At 57.0% G+C, this 23,454-nt stretch carries 18 protein-coding genes and 1 riboswitch; of the genes, 14 read left to right on the top strand and 4 right to left on the bottom strand.

The features are described 5' to 3' along the window. Window positions 1–169 precede the first annotated feature (169 nt). The gene (gene uvrC, locus ETC00_RS12590) at window positions 170–1,999 is read left to right on the top strand and encodes an excinuclease ABC subunit UvrC (protein ID WP_171566431.1); all 1,830 of its coding nucleotides are present in this window, start codon (window positions 170–172) and stop codon (window positions 1,997–1,999) included. Between the two features lie 31 nt (window positions 2,000–2,030). Here uvrC and ETC00_RS12585 read toward each other — a convergent pair whose 3' ends face one another. Continuing rightward, entirely contained in the window at window positions 2,031–2,720 is a 690-nt protein-coding gene (locus ETC00_RS12585; RefSeq protein WP_171566430.1) for an aspartate/glutamate racemase family protein, read from the bottom strand. A gap of 210 nt (window positions 2,721–2,930) precedes the next feature. Continuing rightward, window positions 2,931–3,116, top strand: a riboswitch (Lysine riboswitch). 227 nt (window positions 3,117–3,343) lie between these two features. Between ETC00_RS12585 and ETC00_RS12580 the strand changes: the two genes are divergently transcribed. Next, window positions 3,344–4,585: an aspartate kinase gene (locus ETC00_RS12580; protein ID WP_171566429.1), complete on the top strand. Its 1,242-nt coding sequence runs from the start codon at window positions 3,344–3,346 to the stop codon at window positions 4,583–4,585. 169 nt (window positions 4,586–4,754) lie between these two features. Here the strand turns inward: ETC00_RS12580 and ETC00_RS12575 are convergent, their stop codons facing one another. Then, the gene (locus ETC00_RS12575; protein WP_171566428.1) at window positions 4,755–5,201 is read right to left on the bottom strand and encodes a DUF2507 domain-containing protein; all 447 of its coding nucleotides are present in this window, start codon (window positions 5,199–5,201) and stop codon (window positions 4,755–4,757) included. Window positions 5,202–5,610: 409 nt separating this feature from the next. Here ETC00_RS12575 and ETC00_RS12570 point away from each other — a divergent pair, with 409 nt between their 5' ends. From ETC00_RS12570 to sdhB, 3 genes are read left to right on the top strand one after another with little or no spacing between them, the layout of a single operon-like run. After that, complete coding sequence (locus ETC00_RS12570; protein ID WP_171566427.1) at window positions 5,611–6,222, top strand: succinate dehydrogenase cytochrome b558 subunit; 612 nt, start codon at window positions 5,611–5,613, stop codon at window positions 6,220–6,222. A gap of 18 nt (window positions 6,223–6,240) precedes the next feature. Then, window positions 6,241–7,998, top strand: coding sequence for a succinate dehydrogenase flavoprotein subunit (gene sdhA / locus ETC00_RS12565; protein WP_171566426.1), 1,758 nt, complete (start codon window positions 6,241–6,243; stop codon window positions 7,996–7,998). A gap of 18 nt (window positions 7,999–8,016) precedes the next feature. After that, entirely contained in the window at window positions 8,017–8,766 is a 750-nt protein-coding gene (gene sdhB / locus ETC00_RS12560) for a succinate dehydrogenase iron-sulfur subunit (RefSeq protein ID WP_171566425.1), read from the top strand. Between the two features lie 125 nt (window positions 8,767–8,891). On the opposite strand, the gene ETC00_RS12555 is transcribed toward sdhB, so the two are convergent. Together ETC00_RS12555 and ETC00_RS12550 are read right to left on the bottom strand one after the other, a co-directional pair. Next, complete coding sequence (locus ETC00_RS12555) at window positions 8,892–10,484, bottom strand: MDR family MFS transporter (protein ID WP_171566424.1); 1,593 nt, start codon at window positions 10,482–10,484, stop codon at window positions 8,892–8,894. A 6-nt stretch (window positions 10,485–10,490) separates the two neighbouring features. Continuing rightward, window positions 10,491–10,934, bottom strand: coding sequence for a MarR family winged helix-turn-helix transcriptional regulator (locus ETC00_RS12550; RefSeq protein ID WP_171566423.1), 444 nt, complete (start codon window positions 10,932–10,934; stop codon window positions 10,491–10,493). 192 nt (window positions 10,935–11,126) lie between these two features. On the opposite strand from ETC00_RS12550, the gene ETC00_RS20905 reads away from it, so the two are divergent. The 9 genes from ETC00_RS20905 (at window position 11,127) to ETC00_RS12505 (ending at window position 23,309) form a co-directional block, all read left to right on the top strand. Continuing rightward, on the top strand, window positions 11,127–14,885 hold the full coding sequence (locus tag ETC00_RS20905; protein WP_171566422.1) for a S8 family serine peptidase: 3,759 nt from the start codon (window positions 11,127–11,129) through the stop codon (window positions 14,883–14,885). 110 nt (window positions 14,886–14,995) lie between these two features. Beyond that, the gene (locus ETC00_RS12540) at window positions 14,996–15,376 is read left to right on the top strand and encodes a hypothetical protein (protein WP_171566421.1); all 381 of its coding nucleotides are present in this window, start codon (window positions 14,996–14,998) and stop codon (window positions 15,374–15,376) included. 101 nt (window positions 15,377–15,477) lie between these two features. After that, window positions 15,478–15,936, top strand: a complete 459-nt coding sequence (locus ETC00_RS12535) for a chemotaxis protein CheX (protein WP_171566420.1) — start codon at window positions 15,478–15,480, stop codon at window positions 15,934–15,936. A 163-nt stretch (window positions 15,937–16,099) separates the two neighbouring features. Further along, window positions 16,100–16,963 (top strand): ABC transporter permease subunit, encoded by an 864-nt coding sequence (locus tag ETC00_RS12530; protein ID WP_230076663.1) that lies wholly within the window; start codon window positions 16,100–16,102, stop codon window positions 16,961–16,963. Window positions 16,964–16,994: 31 nt separating this feature from the next. Continuing rightward, the gene (locus tag ETC00_RS12525) at window positions 16,995–17,921 is read left to right on the top strand and encodes an ABC transporter permease (protein ID WP_171566419.1); all 927 of its coding nucleotides are present in this window, start codon (window positions 16,995–16,997) and stop codon (window positions 17,919–17,921) included. Window positions 17,922–18,136: 215 nt separating this feature from the next. Continuing rightward, complete coding sequence (locus tag ETC00_RS12520; RefSeq protein WP_003387736.1) at window positions 18,137–18,358, top strand: helix-turn-helix domain-containing protein; 222 nt, start codon at window positions 18,137–18,139, stop codon at window positions 18,356–18,358. 208 nt (window positions 18,359–18,566) lie between these two features. After that, window positions 18,567–20,309: a sigma-54 interaction domain-containing protein gene (locus tag ETC00_RS12515; protein ID WP_230077878.1), complete on the top strand. Its 1,743-nt coding sequence runs from the start codon at window positions 18,567–18,569 to the stop codon at window positions 20,307–20,309. Between the two features lie 200 nt (window positions 20,310–20,509). After that, complete coding sequence (gene gabT, locus ETC00_RS12510; protein ID WP_171566417.1) at window positions 20,510–21,859, top strand: 4-aminobutyrate--2-oxoglutarate transaminase; 1,350 nt, start codon at window positions 20,510–20,512, stop codon at window positions 21,857–21,859. Window positions 21,860–21,887: 28 nt separating this feature from the next. Continuing rightward, window positions 21,888–23,309, top strand: a complete 1,422-nt coding sequence (locus ETC00_RS12505; protein WP_171566416.1) for an aldehyde dehydrogenase family protein — start codon at window positions 21,888–21,890, stop codon at window positions 23,307–23,309. Window positions 23,310–23,454 lie beyond the last annotated feature (145 nt).

The following is a 23,454-nucleotide window of genomic DNA, read 5'->3' as shown; positions in this document are numbered from 1 at the left end:
GCCGGGCGGGGGCCGTCATCAGCATCTGCACTGCGCGGATGCTGATTTTTTTATGCCAGCGCAAACACTCGTGTTTCGCCGCAAAACGTGGTAACATGGGGGCGGAACGTATATTCCCGCCCGCGCGGGAAGGCCGTTGGTCCGGATATGAAGAAAGGAGGGGGCAGCCGTGAACAGCTCCTTGAAAGACAAGCTGGCCGTCCTGCCGGAGAAGCCGGGCTGCTACCTGATGAAAAACAAGGACGGAGACATCATCTACGTGGGCAAGGCCAAAGTGCTGAAAAACCGCGTCCGTTCCTACTTTGTAGGCAGTCACGACGGCAAGACGCAATTACTGGTCAGCGAAATTGCCGATTTTGAATACATCGTCGTTTCTTCGGGGATCGAAGCGCTGATTTTGGAGTGCAACCTGATCAAGCAGCACAATCCGCGCTACAATGTAATGCTGAAGGACGACAAAACCTATCCGTACATCAAGGTCACCAATGAAAAACATCCGCGCCTGGAAATCACCCGCAAGGTGGTCAAGGACAAGGCGCGCTATTTTGGTCCCTACGCCAATGCGGGAGCGGCATCCGAAGTGAAAAAGCTGCTGGATCGCCTCTACCCGTTGCGGAAGTGCAAAACGCTGCCGAAGCAGGTGTGTCTGTACTACCACCTGGGGCAGTGTTTGGCTCCCTGTGTTCACGAGGTGCCTGCGGAAGAGAATCAGCGGCTGGTGGAAGAGATCTGCCGTTTTCTCGACGGCGGCCACGAGGCGGTCAAGCAGGAGCTGACGGAAAAGATGCTGCAGGCAGCGGAAAACATGGAGTTTGAACGCGCCAAGGAGCTTCGCGACCAAATCCGCAGCATCGAAGCCGTGATGGAAAAACAGAAGGTGACGTTTACCGACACGGTGGACCGGGACATCATCGGCTTTGCTGTCGACAAGGGCTGGATGTGCATCCAGATCTTTTACATGCGGCAGGGCAAGATGATCGAACGGGAGACGACGTCGTTCCCGTATTACGGCGACGAGACGGAAGATTTCATGTCCTACGTCACCCAGTTTTACTACGACAAGCAAAACGCGCTGCCCAAGGAGATTTTGCTGCCGGAACGAAGCGAGCCGGAGTTGCTGGCGGGGTGGCTGGGCGTCAAGGTGTACGCGCCCAAGCGAGGGAAAAAGCGGGAACTGGTGCAGATGGCGTCCGAAAACGCGCGGATTGCCCTGCAGGAAAAATTTGCGCTGATGTCCAAGGACGATGCGCGGACGATCCAGGCGGTGCACAATCTGGGGCACATCCTTGGGATTGGCACGCCGCACCGCATCGAGGCATTTGACAACTCCAACATTCAGGGCACGACACCGGTGTCAGCGATGGTGGTCTTTACCGATGGCCGGCCGGACAAGAAAGAGTACCGCAAATTCAAGATCAAAAGCGTCGAGGGGCCGGACGACTACGGGGCGATGCGGGAAGTGATTCGCCGCCGCTACACCCGCCTGCTGAAGGAAAGCCAGCCGCTGCCCGATCTCATCGTCATCGACGGCGGCAAGGGGCAGATCAGCGCGGCGATGGACGTGCTGGAAAACGAGCTGGGTCTCTACATCCCCGTCTGCGGCCTGGCCAAGGACGAAAAGCACCGGACCGCGCAGTTGCTCTACGGCGATCCGCCGGAGCCGGTGGAGCTTCGCCGGGACAGCTACGAGTTTTACCTGCTGCAGCGAATTCAGGACGAGGTGCACCGTTTTGCCATCACATTTCACCGGCAGGCGCGCAGCAAGACGATGCTATCGTCACGGCTGGACGAGATTCCCGGTGTTGGCGAAAAGCGGCGCAAGCTGTTGTTCCAGCATTTTGGCTCGCTGAAAAAAATGCGTGAAGCGACCGTGGAAGACTTCCGGCAGATCGGCATCGGCGACAAGCTGGCCCGAGAGATCCTGCGCCACCTGCGACAACAGGCGGACGGGGATGCAAACGGAGCATCCGGCGAAACAGACAAAAAGGCTGACGCCTGACGAGTGCGGGCATCAGCCTTTTTTACGTGTGTCATCCAAGAGCCCGCGTCACGGCTTCCTCCGCGTGGATGCGTGTGGAGTCAAACAGCGGCACAAGCATATCCTCCGGTTTGATCAGCAGAGTGATTTCCGTGCAGCCGAGGATGACGCCCTCCGCTCCGCGGCGAACGAGGCCGTCCATTACCCGCAGGTACTCCTGCTTGGACTTTGGCAATACGTTTCCCAGGCACAACTCTTCAAAAATAATGCGGTTGACGATGGCGCGGTCAGGCTCGTCCGGCACCAGCACTTCTACTCCGTATCGGCGCATCCGTTCGCGGTAGAAGGGAAATTCCATGGTGTAACGGGTGCCCAGCAGGCCAACGCGCCGAATTCCGCGCTGAACAATCCGCTCTGCCGTGGCGTCCACGATGTGCAGCAGGGGAATTGCCACCGTTTGTTCAATCGCCTCCGCGTTGTTGTGCATGGTGTTGGTGCAGAGCACGATGAAGTCGGCTCCCGCCCGTTCCAGCGCCTTTGCCGCATGTGCAAGCGCTGCACCGGCGTCGTCCCAGCGCCCCTCACGCTGAAATGCCTCGATCTGTGCAAAGTCGACGCTGTACATGATGCAGCAGGCGGAATGCAGGCCGCCCAGGCGCTCTTTGACGAGCTGGTTGATCAACCGATAGTATTCGAGCGACGATTCCCAACTCATTCCTCCAATCAGGCCGATCGTCTTCATTCGCATACCCCCAACATGAAATCTATGAAATTGAGAAATAATATACAATTTTCGGTATCATCTGGCAATAAGGGCTATGACAGAAGTTACGGCTCGTACAGGCATGGACTTTACCGTGCTGCAAACTTTAATGAAATTTCTGATTGAACCGCCTTCGTACACGTGGTATAATCCCATACAAACAGCATAACAAGCCTCACTTCCCGTTAGGAGTGAGGTAGAGGCGCGAAAACCATGAGTACCTCCCTGAGATCGGGCATCTGTGACGGGTACGGGAAAGGGGAATTCGCCGAAGTACGGAGAAAGGCCCGCTTCCTCCGTGCTGGGTCTGCGTTGAATAAGCGCAGGACTGTCATCCGTGCAATTCCCGTTGCCGGATGGAGAGCTATCTCACGATGTCGGTTGAGAATGGAACAGGGGATGTTCTGTCATGCTCAACTGTTCACGTGGCCAAGGGAAGGAGGAACCGGTATGTCGAACTGGCAGGCAGTGACAGGTGTATCCTCGTCGCTGCCTTTTTTGCAAGAGTGAGAAATAATAATAGTGAAACGAAGATGGCCTGATGAAAGAAGAATCCAAAGAGATATGTGAACATGTTGAATAGGAAAAGGGAGAGAAGCCGCATGGGGTTGATCGTGCATAAATACGGAGGCACCTCCGTAGGTACCATTGAACGGATTATGAAAGTAGCGGACCGGATTATTCAATATAAGGAAGCTGGACACGACATGGTCGTCGTCGTGTCGGCAATGGGCAAGTCCACAGACGTGCTGGTGGATATGGCCAAACAGATTTCCCCCTACCCGTCGGAGCGGGAGATGGACATGCTGCTGGCGACTGGCGAGCAGGTGTCGATTGCGCTGTTGGCGATGGCGCTGCACCAAAAGGGGTATGACGCCATTTCCCTGACGGGCTGGCAGGCGGGAGTGACGACCGAGTCGATCCACGGCAAGGCCCGGATCACCCATATTGAGACGGAACGAATCCGAAGGGAACTGGCGCGCGGCCGGGTCGTCATCGTGGCTGGATTTCAGGGCGTCAGCGAAGCAGGCGAGATCACCACGCTGGGCCGCGGCGGTTCGGACACGTCCGCGGTGGCGCTGGCAGCCAGTCTCAACGCGGACAAATGCGAAATTTTCACAGATGTGGCCGGCGTCTACACTGCCGACCCGCGTGTGGTTCCGACGGCGAGCAAACTGGACAGCATCTCGTATGATGAAATGCTCGAACTGGCCAACCTGGGGGCGGGCGTGCTGCATCCGCGCTCGGTGGAGGCAGCCAAGACCCACAAGGTCCGGCTGGTCGTCCGCTCCAGCTTTACGACAGAAGAAGGCACGTACGTAGAGGAGGGTGCGCATATGGAAACAGGAAGAGTAGTTAGCGGCGTCGCCCACGACGAAGACGTCGCAAAGGTGACGGTTGTGGGGATGCCTGCACGCGTAGGCACGCTGTCCCGGCTGTTCAACACGCTGGCGGATCACCAGGTAAACGTGGATATCATCATCCAAAGCTCGTACGACGCGGCCGTGACCAACATTTCCTTCACGGTGGCAGGAAGCGACTTGAAAAAGACGCTCGATACGCTGAACGCCCACCGCGAGCAGCTCGGTTTTGAAAAAGTGGAATGCGAAGAGGGCTTGTCCAAGGTCTCGATTGTCGGAGCCGGCATGGTGAACAATCCGGGCGTGGCCGCCGAGATGTTCCGCGTGCTGGCCGAGCAGGAGATCACGATCAAAATGGTTTCCACGTCTGACATCAAGGTGTCCTGCGTCATCCCGGCGGAACACACCGAGCGGGCCGTGCGCTGCCTGCACACCGCATACGGCCTCGACGTGGCGGAAACAGCTGTCGTACACGGAGTATGACCCGCTGACAGCCCAATACGGAACACACATGCTGTCCCCCTTTTTTCGCCGCGGAAAAAGGGGGATTTTCTTCTGGTGGGATGTTTGCGGGAAATCGCGTGGCAGCGGCAGCGCGATGCCTCGCCTCCCCGCTCCTGCCCGGTCGGCTCACTTTCGTCCCGGCCAGACCTTACCAGTGAACGGTAATCAGGACGCTGCCCGTCTCCTCCGTCTCCATCCGGGTTTTCATCTCCCGCTGCTTCCAACGGCCGACAGCACCGGCGATGATCCCGCACTCCAGAGAGAGGGAACGGTTGATGCGTTCGGGCGACATGTAGCGATAGATGGTATGGGTCAGCCGATAACGAATCTGCCGCTCCCCGTCTTCCAACAGGTCCAGTTTGCCCAGCCCCAGACGGATAAAGGGAAACACCAGACCGTTGGCGGAGCGGATGGGAATCTGCCGCCCCATTTCCTTTCCCAACCAGTGGAGAATGGGCGGTTCGCTTTCGCCCAAAAGCGAGCGGGTGAGGTGCTCGCGCAGTAAGTGATAGCCCAGATAGGGCATGTGGATGCGCTCAATATCTGCGATGATGCGGGAAGGCAGCAAGGCTTCCAGTTGATCCGGTTCTTTCACGTCACGACCCTCCTTCCCGGCTGCAGGCCGCGCGAGGCTTGTCCCCTGTCGGACCCTCCTGCGGCCGCCAGGTCTATTACAGCCGGTTTGCTCTACCTGTTTGGTAACAGATTATGAGAGAGCGGCCGAATCTATGACAGATTCATAGAAAAATCGGACGATTAATACGTGTAATCCAACAATGGAATTAGTCTATTCACTGTCTTGACGCTCTCTGTAGACAGGAGTACAATTGGTTGTGGTTCAACGTTTTGCCCAACTTTTTTCCGTTTTCCGACACAATTTGTCTGGCTGTGTAGCAGGGGGGCAGGCAGCTGCCGTCATGTCTAACCGGCTGGGCAATGGGTTAGGATAGTGGGGAAAAGATTAACCAAAGAACGCTACTTACAATTGAAAGGGGGACCATTGTATGGCAAAAGGCCATAGCTTTCTGAACCACAAGCTGCATTCTCTTCTCGGTTTGTTCCCAATCGGGCTGTTCCTCTTGTTCCACTTGACAGCGAACTATCAGGCAACCCGGGGACCGGAAGCTTTCAACCAGGTAGTAGGAATGATTGAAAACGTTCCATTCCTGCTCGCCGTGGAATTCATCTTCATCTACATTCCCATCCTGTTCCATGCTGTGTACGGGATCTACATTGCCTTCCAGGCGAAACACAATGTGGGCAGCTTCGGACATTTCCGCAACCACATGTTCCTCTGGCAGCGCCTTACGGGAATCATCACACTCATCTTTGTCGCTTGGCACGTGTACGAAACGCGCATTCAAAAAGCGCTGGGTGCCGAAGTGAACTTTGACATGATGACCAACATTCTCAGCAGTCCGCTGATGGTTGTCTTCTACACGATCGGGATTCTCAGCACCGTGTTTCACTTTTCCAACGGGCTCTGGTCGTTCCTCGTACACTGGGGCATCACCGTCGGTCCACGTTCCCAGCGTTTCGCCACTTATCTGACCATGGGCATTTTTGTAATCGTTTCGCTCATTGGCTTGCGGGCGATGTCTGCATTCATTCTGTAGGGATTGGGGGACTCATTCATGGCAAAAGGTAAACTGATCATTGTCGGCGGCGGCCTTGCCGGATTAATGGCTACGATCAAAGCAGCAGAAAAGGGCGTTCCCGTACAGTTGTTCTCCCTGGTTCCGGTAAAGCGTTCTCACTCCGTCTGTGCCCAGGGTGGTATCAACGGTGCGGTGAACACCAAAGGGGAAGGCGACTCCACCTGGGAGCACTTCGACGATACCATTTACGGCGGCGACTTCCTGGCCAACCAACCGCCTGTTAAAGCAATGTGTGACGCCGCACCGGGCATCATCTACATGCTCGACCGGATGGGTGTCATGTTCAACCGTACACCGGAAGGTCTGCTGGACTTCCGCCGTTTCGGGGGGACCAAGCATCACCGTACCGCGTTTGCCGGTGCAACGACCGGACAGCAGCTCCTCTACGCGCTGGACGAGCAAGTGCGCCGCTTTGAAACGGAAGGTCTCGTGACCAAGTACGAATACTGGGATTTCCTCGGGGTTGTTCTGGACGATGCCGGCACCTGTCGTGGGATCACGGCGCAAAACCTGCGTACCGGCGAGATTCAATCCTTCCGTGCCGACGCCGTCATCCTGGCAACCGGGGGACCTGGCATCATCTTCGGCAAATCGACCAACTCGATCATCAACACCGGTACGGCGGCATCTGCGGCGTACCAGCAGGGCGTCATTTACGCGAACGGCGAAATGATTCAGATTCACCCGACCGCCATCCCGGGCGACGACAAGCTGCGCCTGATGTCCGAGTCGGCCCGCGGTGAAGGCGGACGCGTCTGGACTTACAAGGACGGCAAACCGTGGTACTTCCTCGAAGAAAAGTACCCGGCCTACGGCAACCTGGTGCCGCGCGACATCGCCACCCGCGAAATCTTCCACGTCTGCGTGGATCTGAAGCTGGGCATCAACGGCGAAAACATGGTGTATCTCGACCTGTCCCACAAAGATCCGAAAGAACTGGACGTCAAACTGGGCGGTATTATCGAGATCTACGAGAAGTTCGTGGGCGATGACCCGCGCAAGGTACCGATGAAAATCTTCCCGGCCGTGCACTACTCGATGGGCGGCATGTGGGTAGACTACAACCAAATGACCAACATCCCGGGTCTGTTCGCTGCGGGTGAGTGCGACTACTCCCAGCACGGTGCGAACCGCCTCGGTGCCAACTCCCTGCTCTCCGCGATCTACGGCGGCATGGTGGCAGGTCCGAAGGCAATCGAATACATGAACGGTCTGGAACAGTCCTGCGACGTTCTTCCCTCCACGCTGTACGACAGCTACACGAAGAAAGAGCAGGAGAAATACGACAACATCCTCAAGATGGACGGCACCGAAAACGCGTACCTCCTGCACAAGGAACTGGGCGAGTGGATGACCGACAACGTGACCGTCGTGCGCTACAACGACCGCCTGAGAAAGACGGACGAAAAAATTCAGGAACTGATGGAGCGCTACAAACGAATCAACATCAACGACACGAGCAAATGGAGCAACTCCGGCGCAACCTTCACTCGTCACCTGTGGAACATGCTGGTGCTTGCCCGCGTTATCACGATCAGCGCATTGATGCGCGACGAAAGCCGCGGCGCTCACTACAAACCGGAGTTCCCGGAACGCGACGACGAGAAGTTCCTGAAAACGACGATGGCCAAATTCAATCCGGAGACCACCGCACCGGAGATCTACTACGAAGACGTGGATATTTCGCTGATTCCGCCGCGTAAGCGCGACTACACGTCCGACAAGAAGAAGTAAGAGGGGAGGGAACTGATCATGGCCGAAAAGTTTGTCCACTTGATTATCACTCGTCAAGACAGCCCTGACAGCACTCCGTACAAGGAAGAATTCAAGATTCCGTACCGTCCGAACATGAACGTGATTTCGGCGTTGATGGAAATACAGCGCAATCCGGTGAACGCGCAAGGTCAAAAAACGACACCGGTCAACTGGGAATCAAACTGTCTGGAAGAGGTGTGCGGCGCGTGCTCCATGGTGATTAACGGCAGACCGCGCCAGGCGTGTTCCGCTCTGATCGACAAGCTGGAGCAGCCGATCCGTCTGGAACCGATGAGCACCTTCCCGGTACAGCGCGACCTGTCCGTAGACCGCAGCCGCATGTTCGACGCGCTGAAACGCGTCAAGGCATGGATTCCGATCGACGGTACCCACGACCTGGGACCGGGTCCGCGCATGCCGGAAGTGGAACGTCAATGGGCGTACGAACTGTCCAAGTGCATGACCTGCGGTGTCTGCCTGGAAGCGTGCCCGAACGTCAACCAAAAATCGGCGTTTATCGGTCCGTTTGCCATCTCCCAGGTGCGTCTGTTCAACCAGCATCCGACTGGTGCGATGCACAAACATGAGCGTCTGGAAGCGCTGATGGAAGACGGCGGCATCGCCGACTGCGGAAACTCGCAAAACTGCGTGCAGGCTTGTCCGAAAGGCATTCCGCTGACGACTTCCATCGCTCACATGAACAAAGAGACGACCAAACACGCGCTGAAGAAATTCTTCTTCTCCTGATTTTTTCAGGGGATGACAGACAACAGGCGTGCAAACCGTTACTGTGGTTTGCACGCCTGTTTGCATGTCGGCATCTGCCTGGAATCATGTTCGAGCCGTTTTCCCGAGTGAGCGCCGTGCGATGGTTACGCGGCTTTCTGTTCGGCTGCCTTTTGCTCCCGTGGAGACAGCTTGATCTTGCCGAGGAACATGGCGAGCACGGCGCCTGCCAGGATAAAGACAAGTCCGACGAGATACACCTCATGGAGCGAGGCGACCATGTCCGTCTTGAGGATTGGCAGCAGAAACTGCCGGATGTTCTCCGGAATGGCGGCCAGCGCCTCCGGGCTCAGCAGCATGGAGTATAGGCCCTGCGGGTTCGTCTGAATCATATTGGAGAACTGCTCCGCCATGCCGTGAGCCTCCTGCGGCAGTTTTTCCAAACGCGGCATGAGGTCGTGCGTCAGCAGGGCGGTCGAGCGATGGTTCATGACCGCTCCCAAAACGGTCATGCCAAACGTTCCGCCGATTTGTCGGAAAAACTGGCTGGAGGATGTGACGACCCCCCGCTGCGATTTGGGGAAGGCTTCCTGCAGCGCGATGGTAATCAGCGGCATCACTAGCCCGATTCCCAATCCCAGCACGATCATGTACGCCATGGCTTCCCATTGGGAAGTGGTTACGACCATCGTGGACAAGAGCCAGAAGCTCACAGCCATCGTGATCATCCCGACCAGCATTTGCGTGCGGACGCCGATTTTTTTCACGATCCGGCCCCCGATGATACTGGTCAGCATCATGGCCAGCATCATCGGCACCATGATGGTCCCGGACTCGGACGGGCTGATGCCGACGATGCCCTGCATGAATAACGGCACGAACATGATGGCGCCAAACATCCCGACCGACATGAGAAACCCGATGCCGTTCAACAGCGAAAAGGTTTTGTTCCGAAACAGATGCAGCGGCAAAATCGGCTCAGCTGTTTTCGACTCCACGATCACGAACGCGATCAGAAACGCGGCTGAGAGAGCAAACAGCGAGAGAATCTGCCACGACGCCCAGGGGAAGTCCTTTCCGCCAAACGTCAGAGCGAGAAGCAGGCTGACGACGCCGCCGGTCATGGTAAACATGCCCCAGATGTCAATGTTGACCGGTCCGTTCAGCCGCTGCGATTTAAGTGCCGATGCAATCAGGATCACGGCGAGAATGCCGACAGGCAGATTGATGTAAAAGACCCATCTCCAGTTCAACGAGTCGACGATCCAGCCGCCAACCTGCGGCCCCAGAATGGAGGAGAGGCCGAAGACTGCGCCAAAGACCCCCTGCCATTTGGCCCGCTGCTCGCCGGTAAACAAATCGCCGACGATGATCATCGCCATCGGCATCATGATGCCGCCGCCGATGCCCTGGATCGCGCGGAAGATGATGAGCTGGTTCATCGACTGGGCAGCTCCGCAGAGGACAGAACCGACCATGAAAAGAATCAAACCGGTCACATAGATCACTTTTCGGCCGATCAAGTCCGCCAATTTGCCGGTGATCGGCACGACAGCGGTGGACGTCAGCATGTAGGCTGTAGTCAGCCAGGTCATGACCCCCAAGCCGCCCAGTTCGCCGACGATGCGCGGCATGGCGGTTCCCACAATCGTATTGTCCAGCGACGCAAAGAACATCGCCACTAACAGTCCGACAATGAGAAGTCCGCGTTTTTCCTGTTGTTCTTGCTGTTCTTGCATATGATGTCACTCCTTCTCATGTGTTGCGATACGGGCCAGCTTCTCGAAAAGCTGGACGAGCGCCTCCAGCTCATCCGGACTCAGATGGCGCAGATAGCGTTCAATGACCGCTTTTCGCTTTTGTTTGGCCTGCTTCAAGATGGTTGCACCTTGTTCGGTCAAGCGGATGGTCACGACACGCCGGTCGTGCTCGTGCCGATCTCGCTGGACGTAACCGTGTTTCAGCAGCCGGTCTACCATTGCTGTGATCGCACTCGGTTTGACGCACATGGCGTCCGCCAAGTCGCTCACGGAATCCGGCCCCTTTTTGGCGAGCATATTTAGGATGTAAAACTGCGGACCGGTCATATCCGTTGACGATTCCGCCAGTTCCTGTCCTATTTTTCTCATCGTCGTGGTAAAGGCGATCTGAAGCCGCTCAGTCGCTTGATCCAAGTCCAGTTGATCCATGTCACTCACCTTCCATTATCAACGACACTTCAATTTCTATCGTTAAAATTTATCGTGTCTAATATTTAACGTATTTAAATATATAGCGCGCCAACGCATTTGTCAATCTGTTCGCCCATCCGATTTCTGGGAATACGAATCTCCCTTCAAAGGAAAACTGAAAGAAATGGATGTTTTTTTGGGGGGCAGACGATGAAAAAACGGATCTTGTGCATCGGGATGGCACTATCCCTGCTTCCGGCGCAGATGGCGGACATGTGGACGGCAGAGGCCAATCAACGCGGGCAGGATGCCGCTTTTGCCAAACAAGTGCTTCAGGATCTTCGCGATGCCCACTGGCAGGCGAAGGCGGCTGCGTCTGAACCGGAGCGCAGCGGAATTACTGCTTCCGGCGCAGACGAGTGGAATGCGGCAGAGCACGTGCTAAAGGGCGAAATGGTGGCGCAGCCCCCTGCCTCCGGACTGGAGATGATTGAGGCGCCGAAAGCGTGGCAGGAAGCCGGCGTCAAAGGGGAAGGCATGCTGGTGGCGGTGATCGACACCGGTATCAACAGCAGGCACCCCGATCTGCCTGCGCCGCGCGACAAGCGGCTTGCCCAGCAAAAGTCCGGTTCGACGCAAAAAGTGATCCCCGGCTACAACTGGGCAGACCGCAACCAGACGACCGAGGACGTGGGCGAATCGCAGCACGGCGTGCACGTCGCCGGGATTGTGGCGGCCAACGGGAAGCTGAAGGGCGTGGCGCCTGAAGCTCAACTGCTGAGCCAGAAAGTGTTCAGCAATTACCAAGGGGAAGTGCCGGGATTGAGCGAATCGATCCTGTTTGCGATCAACGATTCGATTGCGAAAAAAGCGGATGTGATCAACCTGAGCCTCGGCTCAGCGGCCGGATATGTGGACGAGACCAACACGGAGCAGTATGCCATCAAGCGGGCGGTGGACAACGGTGTGATTGTGGTGGCGGCAGCGGGCAACGACGCTTACTTTGGCAGCGACAAGGTAAAAGCGCAAAATCCCGATGTCTCCATGATCGGCTCTCCCGGTCTGGCACCGGACGCTTTTTCCGTCGCGTCGGTCAATGCGACCGCCCTGGCCGGCTACAGCTTTGCCGTACAGGGGGTTGACGGGCTGGAGCGGGTGGTCTACCTGCACGGCCACGCCAGCAGCGGCAGCGTGATGAATCCTGTCCAGTCCTTGTTCAAACCGTATCCGCTGATCTATATGGGCAAGGGGAAAAAGGAAGATTACAACGTCTCCGTCAAGGGAAAAGTGGTGCTCCTGGAGCGGGGTGACATCCCGTTTGACGAGAAGCTGCGGTTGGCCAAGGAAGCGGGAGCGGCAGGCGTAATCATCTACAACAACCAGTCGGGGCCGCTGATCATCAGCGCGGAGAATGCCAAACAGATTCCCGCCGTCTCCATTTTGAAACAGACGGGCGAGCGGCTGGCCCAGGCGCTGAAAAAGGGCAAAAAGGTTACGGTCACCTTTGACGGCCAGTATGCGCAAAATCCAATGCCGTATCCGGATGGGGGCACCATCTCTGCCTTTTCCTCCTGGGGGCCGACGCCCGATTTGCAGTTCAAACCGGAAATCGCCGCACCGGGCGGAGGGATCTTGTCGATAGTGCGGGAGTCAGACTACGCGGTCAAAAGCGGCACGTCAATGGCAACGCCGCACGTCGCGGGAGGGATGGCGCTCATCAAGCAGGCGTATCTGAAGCAAGGGCGCAACCTGCAAGGGCGGGCACTGGTGGAGACGCTAAAGGCGGCCGCAATGAATACGGCCAATCCCGTCCTCGACCCGCGGGAGACTGCTGCCGCTTCTGAGGGCAGCCGGCCGGGAAAACTGCCGTACAGCCCGCGCGTCCAGGGTGCGGGGCTCATGCAGATCGCCAAGGCGATCAAGACGCCGGCGATTGTCACCGATGCCAAAGGCAAGGCAGGTGTCTCGCTCGGGGAAATCGGCAACCGCACGACGTTTTCCCTCTTCGTGGACAACAAATTCGGGAAAAAACCGCTCACCTACAAAATCAAGGACGAGTTCGGCGTGCTGACCGACCTGCGTCAAAACGGGTTGAACCTGCTGACGGAAACCCCGCTGAAAGGGGCACGGCTGCAATTCTCCAGCCAGCAGGTGACCGTTCGGCCGGGTGAGCGTGCGGAGGTCAAGGTAACGCTGCACATTCCGGCGGAGACGGAGCGCAACATTTTTGCCGAAGGTTATATCGCCTTTGAGCCGGTGAATGGCGATGAGCCCGTGCTGCGCGTGCCGTACTACGGCTTTTACGGCGATTGGGACGAGCCGCGGGTGATGGACGCCCCCATGTGGGAGGAGGAAAGCCAGGAAAACCGGACCGGCGTGAAGACTACCTGGTATCACGACAAGGAAAACGACAAGTGGAAATACCGTGACTACCTGGGAGTCGTCGGGGTGAGTGAAGACGGGACAGTGCAGGTGGACCCGGCGAAGATTGCGTTCTCTCCCAACGGCGACGGTCACTACGACACGGCCGCTCCGTCGATCACCTTTTTGCGCAACGCGAAGCAGGTCATGGTGGACGTGACGGACCGCACGGGCAAATTGATTCGCTCCCTGGCTCGCGACGAAAAGGTGAGGAAGTACGATCAGTCCAAACGGGGCATTCCCTATTACTACACCGAGCGGGAGGAGTGGAGCTGGGACGGCAGGGGGTACTCCCCGGAAAAAGGCACGTACGAGCCGGTGCCAGACGGCGTCTACCAGTTTGTCATCCGTGCCAAAATCGACGGGCCAAACGCCAACTGGCAGACGTTGACCCTGCCGGTCCGGGTGGACACCAAAGCACCCGTCGTCACCGCGTCGCTGGCGGGCAACCGCGTCCAATGGAGCTGCAAGGACAAGGATGTGCAGGGCTATCTCTTGTACGTAGGCGGAAAGAAGACGGGCGGACCGTACTCGGCCAACGTCACGAGCGCGGTGGTCAGCCAGCCGGACAAAAAGGTCTCGCTGGTCGCCTACGATTACGCCGGCAATGTCAGCATCGTCCACCTCAACGGAAAGAGCGACGTCGTTCCGCCGTACGTGCAATTCCCCAACGACCTGTTCCGCTACGTGCTGATTTCCCGTCAGCCGGAAGTGGCGATCAGCGGACGGATCAGCGGGGAAGACATGCTGGACCGCGTGCGCCTCTTGATCAATAACAAACCGGTGCAGGTGGAGGTGGACGGAGCGTTTCAGACCGTCCTGCGCCTGCCGGAGGGGTTGAACTACGTCTCGTACAGCGCCAGCGACATGTACGGCAACACCCGGCAGTTCACGCAGCGGGTCATCGTGGACACGACGCCGCCGGTCCTGCAGTTGGCAAACGACGGCTCCGAAGACATTCTCTACGATGGGGCCACCAAGCGCATGCTCGTCCCGATCCGCTTCCATTACCGCGACCAGACGTACAAGGGGCAGGTCAGCGTCAACGGGCAGATCGTCGGCAGTTGGGAAGAAGACCAGTTGGAAAAGCCGGTCTGGAAGCAATTCACGCACACGCTGTCCCTTAAGCACGGGGAAAACCGCATCCTGTTGGAAGGCAAGGACGGGGCCGGCAACCAATCCTCGCTGGTGGTTTACGCGTACGTCGATGCCCATGCCGGTTCACTGGTGCTGCACCACGGGGAGCAGCGGCTCACCTACACGGCCAGAGCGCTGCCCGCTCCGACGCTGAAACTGGAACAGAACAGCCTGGAGGCCCGCGTCGGGTCATCGGTTCCCGTCTCCGGAAAGGTGACGGCTACGGGCGTCGCGCGGCTGCAGATCGTCTACGGCGATCGCCGGCTGCCGGCGGATGTAAACGACCGGGGCGAGTTTCGCGTACTGCTGGACGGCGTCCGGGAAGGCAAGCAGAAACTGACGGTGATCGCCACCGACGCACTGGGACGGGAGGTTCACGGCGAGATCATCGTCATCGGGAAAGGCGGATAAAGGATGTCCGGGTGACATCCTTTTTTCGCTGAAAGGGCACCGTTTTTATGCCCATGTCGGCAGCGTGGGGATTGCCGCGACAGCGTTTTACGGGTCAGGAGGGGATTTCTGTGTTTTTCCACGGCATCAAGTGGGAATATGTACGGGAAGCGTATCCGCTGCTCTCACCGCGCCGCAGCGTTTCGCGCAAGCGGGGTGATCAGCTCGCCGACCGGCTTCATCTGCTGCAGCAGTTCGGCCTCGAACCGGTCCACCTGCTGGAGGAGGGAGCGGACTATCCGCCGGAGCGATGCGTCCGGGAGTGTTTCTGCTTTGGGGATACGGTGTTTGCCTTTGAACGGCTGGAGGGGCCGCTGTGGCAGCTCAGCCGTCACGAGGTGGGAGTGGAGGTGCTGGATTTGCGTACATGCGTGCGGATCTACACCAAGCGGGCGGATGCGGCTGCCGAAATCAGGGGGCTTTTTCCAGATGTTCCTGTAATCCAGGACTAAAGTATTAGGATTTTTTATGCAAATCTCTTGTAACTGTCATATTTCGACATTATAATGGGCACAAACAGGAAGATTTTGACCGGGAAAGGAATGGAACCATCATGAACGTCCATTACCTCAATCCGTTTCTGGAGTCGGCCTCCATGGTCATTCAACAGTTTTGCAACGTGACCGTCACGCGGGGAGAGCTGGCTGTGACTGAGTGGGACTGCCGAGACGACCATACCTGGATTCGCATCGGCATGACCGGTCATCTGGAAGGTGACGTCTTGTTCGGCCTGCACAATGATCTCGCACTGCGAATTGTCTCGGCCATGATGGGCGGTTTTCCCGTCAGTGAACTGGACGAGCTGGGAAAAAGCGCGATTTCCGAACTGGGCAACATGATCTCCGGCAACGCCAGTACGATTCTGTACAGCCAGGGCGTCGAAATTGACATCACGCCGCCGCAGTTGATACAGCACAGTGACATGCTGACAGTGAGCGGCCCGGCGCTGTCGGCTCCTCTGGATCTGAGTGACATGGGGCGCATGGAGATACAGGTCATCGTGGTGAAATAGGCAGAAGGCGTGCGGCAGGAGGCGGCACGCCATTTTTACGGCGCTCGGGCAGGCGCTCTTCAGCAGCAGCAGGAATTGCAAGAAAACAGAAAATACTCTTTATTGTCTGGTTGAATTCTGTCAAATCGTGTATTGTTGGTAGTAGGAAGGAGGGCTGATTCGCTTGACCTACGTCAAGCAGCTGATCGCGATGTTTCTGCTCGTGGTCGTCGTCTGCAGTGCGCCGTTCATGCTGTACGCCGACGAGGACGAGGTGCATGTAGAGCCGGAAAGAATGGTCATTCTCACGGTGTACTTGCTGGAGCAGATCGCCGACGGTTCACTCGGCACGTACTGGGTGGGGAATACGGAGCGAAGCATCGCCCAGGACATCGGGCCGTTTGCGCTGAGCTCGTTTCGACTGCTGTTTTTCAGCGTCCTGATCGCGGTCACCGCCAGTCTATTGTTTGGATTGTTTCTGCAGCGGTTCGGCGTCGTGCGCCAGCTGCAGCGGGTGCTGGACGTCATCACCACCGTGCCCGACTTCATCCTGATCTTGCTGGCAATTCTGGGCTGCATCCAGTTTTACAAGGCGACCGGCATCCAAATCATCTCGCTCTCGCCTTTCAACGACTCGACCAACAACTGGCTTCCCCTGACCATCCTGTCCATCGGGCCTACCATTTTCCTGATGAAGGGGGTCAGCCTGAAGTACGCCCAGATCGGAGGCGAAGACTACATCCGCACGGTGTTGGCCAAAGGCATGGGCATCTGGCACATTCTCATTCACCACGTCTACAAGAACGTCAAACCGTTTCTTTTGGCCGATCTGAAAAAGACGATCGCGATCACGGTAACCAACCTGTTTGTCGTGGAATACCTGCTGAACGTCGTCGGTTTGACCCGGTTCATTTTCAGCAAAAATGCCGACCTGCAGTTCAACGCGGCCGTCATGGGACTGATGGGCATCATATTGCTCTCCATTCTCGTCTATGTGCTGATCCGGGCCATCCTGTACCTGTTTGAGCGGGTGTTCGTCTACAAATGAACGATTAGATCCACTTGAGTGAGGTTTTGTCATGCAGTTACGTCGAACCAACTGGTCATTGCGGATCGGTGCAATCCTGGTGGCATTTCTCGTGGTGCTGGGTTTCATAGGGCCGTACATCGCTCCGTATGAACTGAATTTTCAGGAAGTGTTTCGCAGCGAGACGGTGAACGGCAAATCAGTATACCTCTCCCCGCCGATTCCACCGTCCGCAGAGCACTGGCTGGGGACGGACAACTGGGGCTACGACCTGCTGACATTGCTGCTCCACGGGGCGCCGTACACGATTTTCGTCACGCTGGCCGTCGCGCTGCTCCGGGTGCTGCTCGGCACGCTGGTTGGCTTGTACATCGGCATTCAGGACAAGCCGCAGCGCTGGTGGCTGTCAGTGGAAAACGCCTGGAGCTACATTCCGCTGTTCATCCCGGTCTACTTTTTCCTCCGCGGGGTCAGCATTAATTCGGAGCTGTCCGTCTCCACCTTGGTCGCGCTGTTTATCGGCGCAGCGTCCGTCTTGGGCGTGCCCAGTGTCGCTTCGTCCATACGGCAGAAGACGGAGCAGATCAAAGAGACGCAGTTTGTGCTGGCGGCTGTTTCCATGGGAGCGGGTCGGGGGCAGATCATGTTTCGCCACGTCCTGCCGCACATCAAGGAACAGGTGGTCGTCATCATGGCGACGGAGACGGTGGCCGTGATGACGCTGATGGGGCTGATGGGCATGTTCAACCTGTTCATCGGCGGCACGAAAATGTCGTACGATCCGGTCCTCTACCAATCCATCACGCATGAGTGGGCCGGCTTGCTCGGCTCCTATCGCACCTTTGTCTACAGCAAAAACGCCTGGCTTTTCCTCATTCCGCTGATCTGCTTCGTGTTTGCTGTCGGGTCGTTTTCCCTGCTCGCCAAGGGGCTGCGCGATCACTTCCAGGAGACGTACAAGCGCACATCGTATATCTGAGCAGCATGTGGGCGCGATTAACTGGTTTATCTGTAAGGAAAATTCTCTTCGCTGCAACCTCTGGAACCCATCGCCCATTTTCTGAATAGGATGTAAGACAAAAGCCTAAAATCCCTGTAATTCCGGCACCACCACCCACCCCCCTACATAGGATAAGGTGACTCTGTAATCCCTCAACCTTGTTCCTGTAGAGCCCACAAGGAGGGGTGGCACGATTGAAGGGTAGCGATCAAACCAAGCCGTTGTTGACAAATCGAGAAAGAGAAGTATTTGAACTCTTGGTCCAGGATAAGACGACGAAAGAGATTGCCGGACAACTCTTCATCAGCGAAAAGACCGTACGCAATCACATCAGCAATGTCATGCAGAAATTAGGTGTCAAAGGTCGATCTCAAGCAGTAGTCGAACTCGTTCGACTTGGTGAGTTAGAGATTTGAACCCAGTCCACCCGGCCTCCCTTTTCTTCCCTTGCGAATGGAAGGGAGGATTTTTTTTTGGAACGCAACGCTTTGGCCTTTTGAACGCTTTGTGGTAGACTTCATCTACAAGGTGCTCCTTTCTGTCGCACGCGATCGAGCCGTGATCTGGCGGCAAACGAAACGAGCACGTTCATTCTGGATCACAAGGAAGATGACTGTGGAGCGTATGGCAGCAATATACGACGATTTTGTGATCGTGGAACATCCCGTTACCATCGAACAAGCCCTGAAACAAATCAGCGGAGCGCGTCTCCTGGTCGTGCGCCGCCGCGGGGAAATCGTAGGCGTGTGCGACGCGCACGGACTGCTACGGCAGCTGGAGAAGGGAACCGCGGAGCTGACCTATAGCGAGCCCTTTGCCGTGGTGGACGAAGAGGCGCTGTTTCAGCAGCGGCCCGATCAGGCGTCCTACTGGCTTGTCCAAAACGACCGGGGAGAGATTGCGGGCTGGCTTGATGCGGTGACAATGGAAAACATCCTGATGAAACGAAAGCTGTCTCAGGATGTGACGGAATTGACGAAAGACCTGGAAGCGATTGTGGATTCCATCTACGATGAAATCCTGGTCGTGGACGCGACGGGAACGATCCTGCGCGTGTCCAATCGCAGCGCGAACAATTTATGGGGGGTAAACCTGTCCACGGTGGTGGGCAAGAACATCCTCGACCTGGAGGAAAAAGGCTGGTTCAAGCCGTCCGTCACGCGCAAGGTGTTGGAGGAGAAGCGCAAAATTTCCATCGTGCAGCAAAATCGCTTCGGACGCAAAATTCTGGCGGTCGGCAATCCGATTTTCAACAAGAAACGGCAGTTGGAGAGAATTGTCATCGCGTCGCGGGACATTACCGAAGTGAGCGAGTTGAAAAGCGAACTGCAGCGCGCCAAGAGCCTGACGCAAAAATACAAGGAAGAAATTGATGAACTGCGAAATCACCAGGTTGTCGCCGTAAACGAGGTGATTTACCGGTCGGAGGCGATGGCTCAGGTGATGGAGCAGGTGAAGCGGATCGCGCTGGTGGAATCGACCGTGATCCTGTACGGTGAATCGGGTGTCGGGAAAGAGCTGATCGCCAACGCCATTCACAACAGCAGCGCCAGACGGGAGAAGCCGTTTGTCAAAATCAACTGCGGGGCCATTCCGGAAAATCTCCTGGAGAGCGAATTGTTCGGGTATGAAAAGGGAGCCTTTTCCGGTGCCAGCCTGCAGGGGAAAAAGGGATTGTTTGAGCTGGCGCACGAAGGCACCCTGTTTTTGGATGAGATCGCCGAAATGCCGATCAACTTGCAGGTGAAACTGCTTCGCGCTCTGCAGGAGAGAGAAATCCTGAAGGTGGGCGGCACCCGTCCGATTCCTGTCGATGTGAGGATTATCGCCGCCACCAACAAAAACCTGGAGGAGATGGTGCAGCGCGGGCAGTTCCGGGAAGACCTGTACTACCGCCTGCACGTGATTCCCCTGTACATCCCGGCACTGCGGGAGCGGATCGAGGATGTGGAACCGCTCGTCTATGCGTTTCTGGAGAAATTCAACAAAAAGTTTTCAACCCGCAAGTTTTTTTCCGAGGACGCCATCGAGATGTTGAACGCGTACCACTGGCCGGGTAACGTAAGGCAACTGCAAAACGTGATTGAGCGGGCGATGGTGATCTCTCCCGGAAACCTGATTACCGCAAATGAACTGACGAGCATTTTGAGCCGTCGTGGGGAGAAGGACCAGTCTCCCGTCCAGGTCAACCGCATTATTCCGCTGAAGGAAGCGGTGGAGCTGACGGAATCGCAGCTCATCCAGTTGGCCCTGGCCAAGTACAAGACGATTACGAAGGTGGCCGAAGTGTTGGAAGTGAGCCAGCCCACGCTCAGCAGGCGATTTCAGAAAATCAGCCGGAACAGAAAGCAGGAGACAAAACCTTAGCCCGGTATCACCGGCTAAGGTTTTTTGTCTTGCAAGCAGAATCGAGAACACCGGCAGCATTGAATAACGGTCATTCATTTTTGAATAACTGTCAGGAATACACAGTTTCATCGGCCCTACTCTCTGCGTGTTTTCAGGGTTGGCACGTTCCTTGCAAAGGTAAAATCGTGACCGAAACGAACTTCCGAGGAGGGTTTACGATGAAGACCACCACTCGTACCTTTGTCAAGCTGAACACGGCCATCCCTGGTCCGAAAGCGCAGGAAATCCTGGAAAAACGGGACAAGCACGTGACGCGCGGCCTATCCCATACGGTGTTTTCGTTCGCTGATCGGGCGGAAGGTGCGCTGATCACGGATGTTGACGGCAATACCTTCATTGATTTTGCGGGGGCGATCGGGACGTTGAACGCCGGCCACTGTCCCCCGACCGTTGTGGCTGCGCTCAAGGAGCAGTTGGACCGGTTCATTCACACGGGCTTTAATGTGTTTATGTACGAATCGTATGTCCAGTTGGCCGAGAAGCTGAACCAGATCACCCCGGGTACGCATGAAAAGAAAACGATGTTTTTGAACAGCGGGGCGGAAGCGGTGGAAAACGCCGTGAAGATCGCCCGGAAGTACACCGGCCGCAAAGCGATCATCTCTTTTGAACGGGGTTTCCACGGCCGCACGCTGCTGGGCATGTCGCTCACCAGCAAGGTAAAACCGTACAAGTACGGCTTCGGTCCGTTTGCCCCCGACACCTACAAGATAAGCTATCCGTACTACTACCGCGCCGACGGGTTGACTCCCGACGAACTGGACCGACAACTTCTGCAGCGGCTGGAGACCTTCTTTTTGACCGAAGTGCCTGCCGAAGACGTGGCTGCGATTATCATGGAGCCGGTGCAGGGGGAAGGGGGATTCGTGGTTCCCTCCAAAACCTTCGTCCAAGGGGTAAAACGCATCTGCGAAGCGCACGGGATTCTGTTCATCGCCGACGAGGTGCAAACCGGCTTCGGCCGTACCGGAAAGATGTTTGCCATGGAGCATTTTGACGTCGTGCCGGATCTGATGACGATGTCGAAGTCGATCGCTGCCGGGATTCCGATCAGCGCCGTGACCGGCCGGGCGGAAATCATGGACGCCCCCAACCCCGGCGAGGTGGGAGGCACCTACGCCGGCAGCCCGCTTGGTTGCGTGGCGGCCTTGAAAGTGATTGAGATGTTTGAACAAGAAAACATTCCGGAACGGGCAAACGCGATCGGGGAACGCATCATGTCGCGCTTCCGCAGCCTGCAGCAGAAGTATCCGGTGATCGGCGACGTGCGCGGTCTGGGAGCGATGTGTGCGGTGGAACTGGTCAAGGATCCGGTCACCAAGGAGCCGGACAAGGACCTGACTGGCCGGATCGTGCAGGAGTGCATTCAGCGCGGGCTGGTACTGTTAAGCGCAGGTCTGTACGGCAATGTTCTGCGTTTTCTCTCGCCGCTGGTGATTACGGATGAGCAGTTGGATGAAGGTCTTGACATCATTGAAGAAGTCCTGGGGGAACTCGTCACGCCGTAAGTTCGCATCATAAGGGAGTGGAGCACAAATGATCAAGCAAAAATTGTTTATCAACGGAGCATGGGTGGAAGCCGCGGCTTACACCCCCCTTTTTTCCCCGTATACCGGAGAGAAGATCGCAGAAATTCCGATGGCGACCGCAGCTGAAGTGGATCGGGCGATTGAGGCGGCGTACCAGGCCCGAGACACCATGGCGAAAATGCCGGCGCACCAGCGTGCCGCCATTTTGGAGAAGCTGGTGACCCTGCTGGAGAAGCGCAAGGAAGAAGCGGCGGTCATCATCGCGCGGGAAGCGGCCAAACCGATTACGACAGCCAGAGCAGAGATACAGCGCACCATCACGACGTACAAGTTTGCCGCAGAGGAAGCCAAGCGCATCCACGGGGAGACAATTCCCCTGGACGCGGCCCCGGGCGGCGAAGGGCGCGTGGCGTATACCACGCGGGAGCCGTTGGGCGTAATCGGAGCGATCACCCCCTTCAACTTTCCGATGAATCTGGTCGCCCACAAGGTGGGGCCCGCTATTGCAGCAGGCAATACCGTGGTGTTGAAACCGGCGCCGCAGACGCCGCTGTCGGCGTTTTTCCTGGCCGAGCTGCTGCAGGAAGCAGGACTGCCGGACGGCGCGCTGAACATCGTTACGGGCAGCGGCGAAGTGGGCCAACAGATCGTCGCCGACGAGCGCGTCAGCATGATCAGCTTCACCGGCAGTGCCGCAGTCGGCAAGGCCATTCGCAACCAGGCCGGGTTAAAACGCGTGGTGCTTGAACTGGGCTCCAACGCGGCCGTGATCGTCGACAAGGGCGTCACCATAGACAAGATCATCAATCGCTGCGTGACCAGCGCGTTTTCCTACCAGGGGCAGGTGTGCATCTCGCTGCAGCGCATCTATGTCCACGAGGAGGCGTATGAGGAGTTTGTGGAAAAATTCATCGCGGCGGTCCAGACGTTGAAGGTGGGCGATCCGCTTCTGCCCGAGACGGACATCTCCGCCTTGATCGCCCCGCGCGAAGTACAGCGGGTCCTCGGCTGGATTGACGAAGCGGTGCAGCACGGCGCCAGGGTGGCGACTGGCGGTACGGCAGAGGGCAACTGCCTGCTGCCTACGGTGCTTCTGGATGCGGCGCCGACGTTGAAAGTGTCATGCGAGGAAGTGTTTGCCCCCGTGGTGTTGATCAACAAGGTCGCATCCGTCGAGGAAGCCATCGAGCTGGTCAATCATTCAAAGTACGGGCTGCAGGCGGGCATCTACACGGAGAATCTGCACACGGCGTTTGAGGCTGCCGAAAAGCTCCAGGTGGGCGGTGTCCTCATCAACGATACGCCTACCTTCCGCGTCGACCACATGCCGTACGGCGGTGTCAAGGAAAGCGGGTTGGGCCGTGAAGGGGTCAGGTACGCGGTGGAAGAGATGACGGAAAGCAAACTGGTGATTTTCAATCGCCTGTAGCAATCGACAAGCCAATTTCATAGCAGAGGTTGAGCCGATGCCTGCATGCAGGTATCGGCTGTTTTGTTCTGTGGGGGAAGAGCTGTCTTTCTTCTGCGACGGTCTGGCGAAAAAATCCGTTAACGCTCCGGGCGCTAACGGATTT

Source organism: Brevibacillus sp. MCWH (assembly GCF_013096935.1).
Classification (GTDB): Bacteria; Bacillota; Bacilli; order Brevibacillales; family Brevibacillaceae; genus Brevibacillus; species Brevibacillus aydinogluensis.
This window is presented reverse-complemented; position numbering and strand designations above follow the sequence as displayed.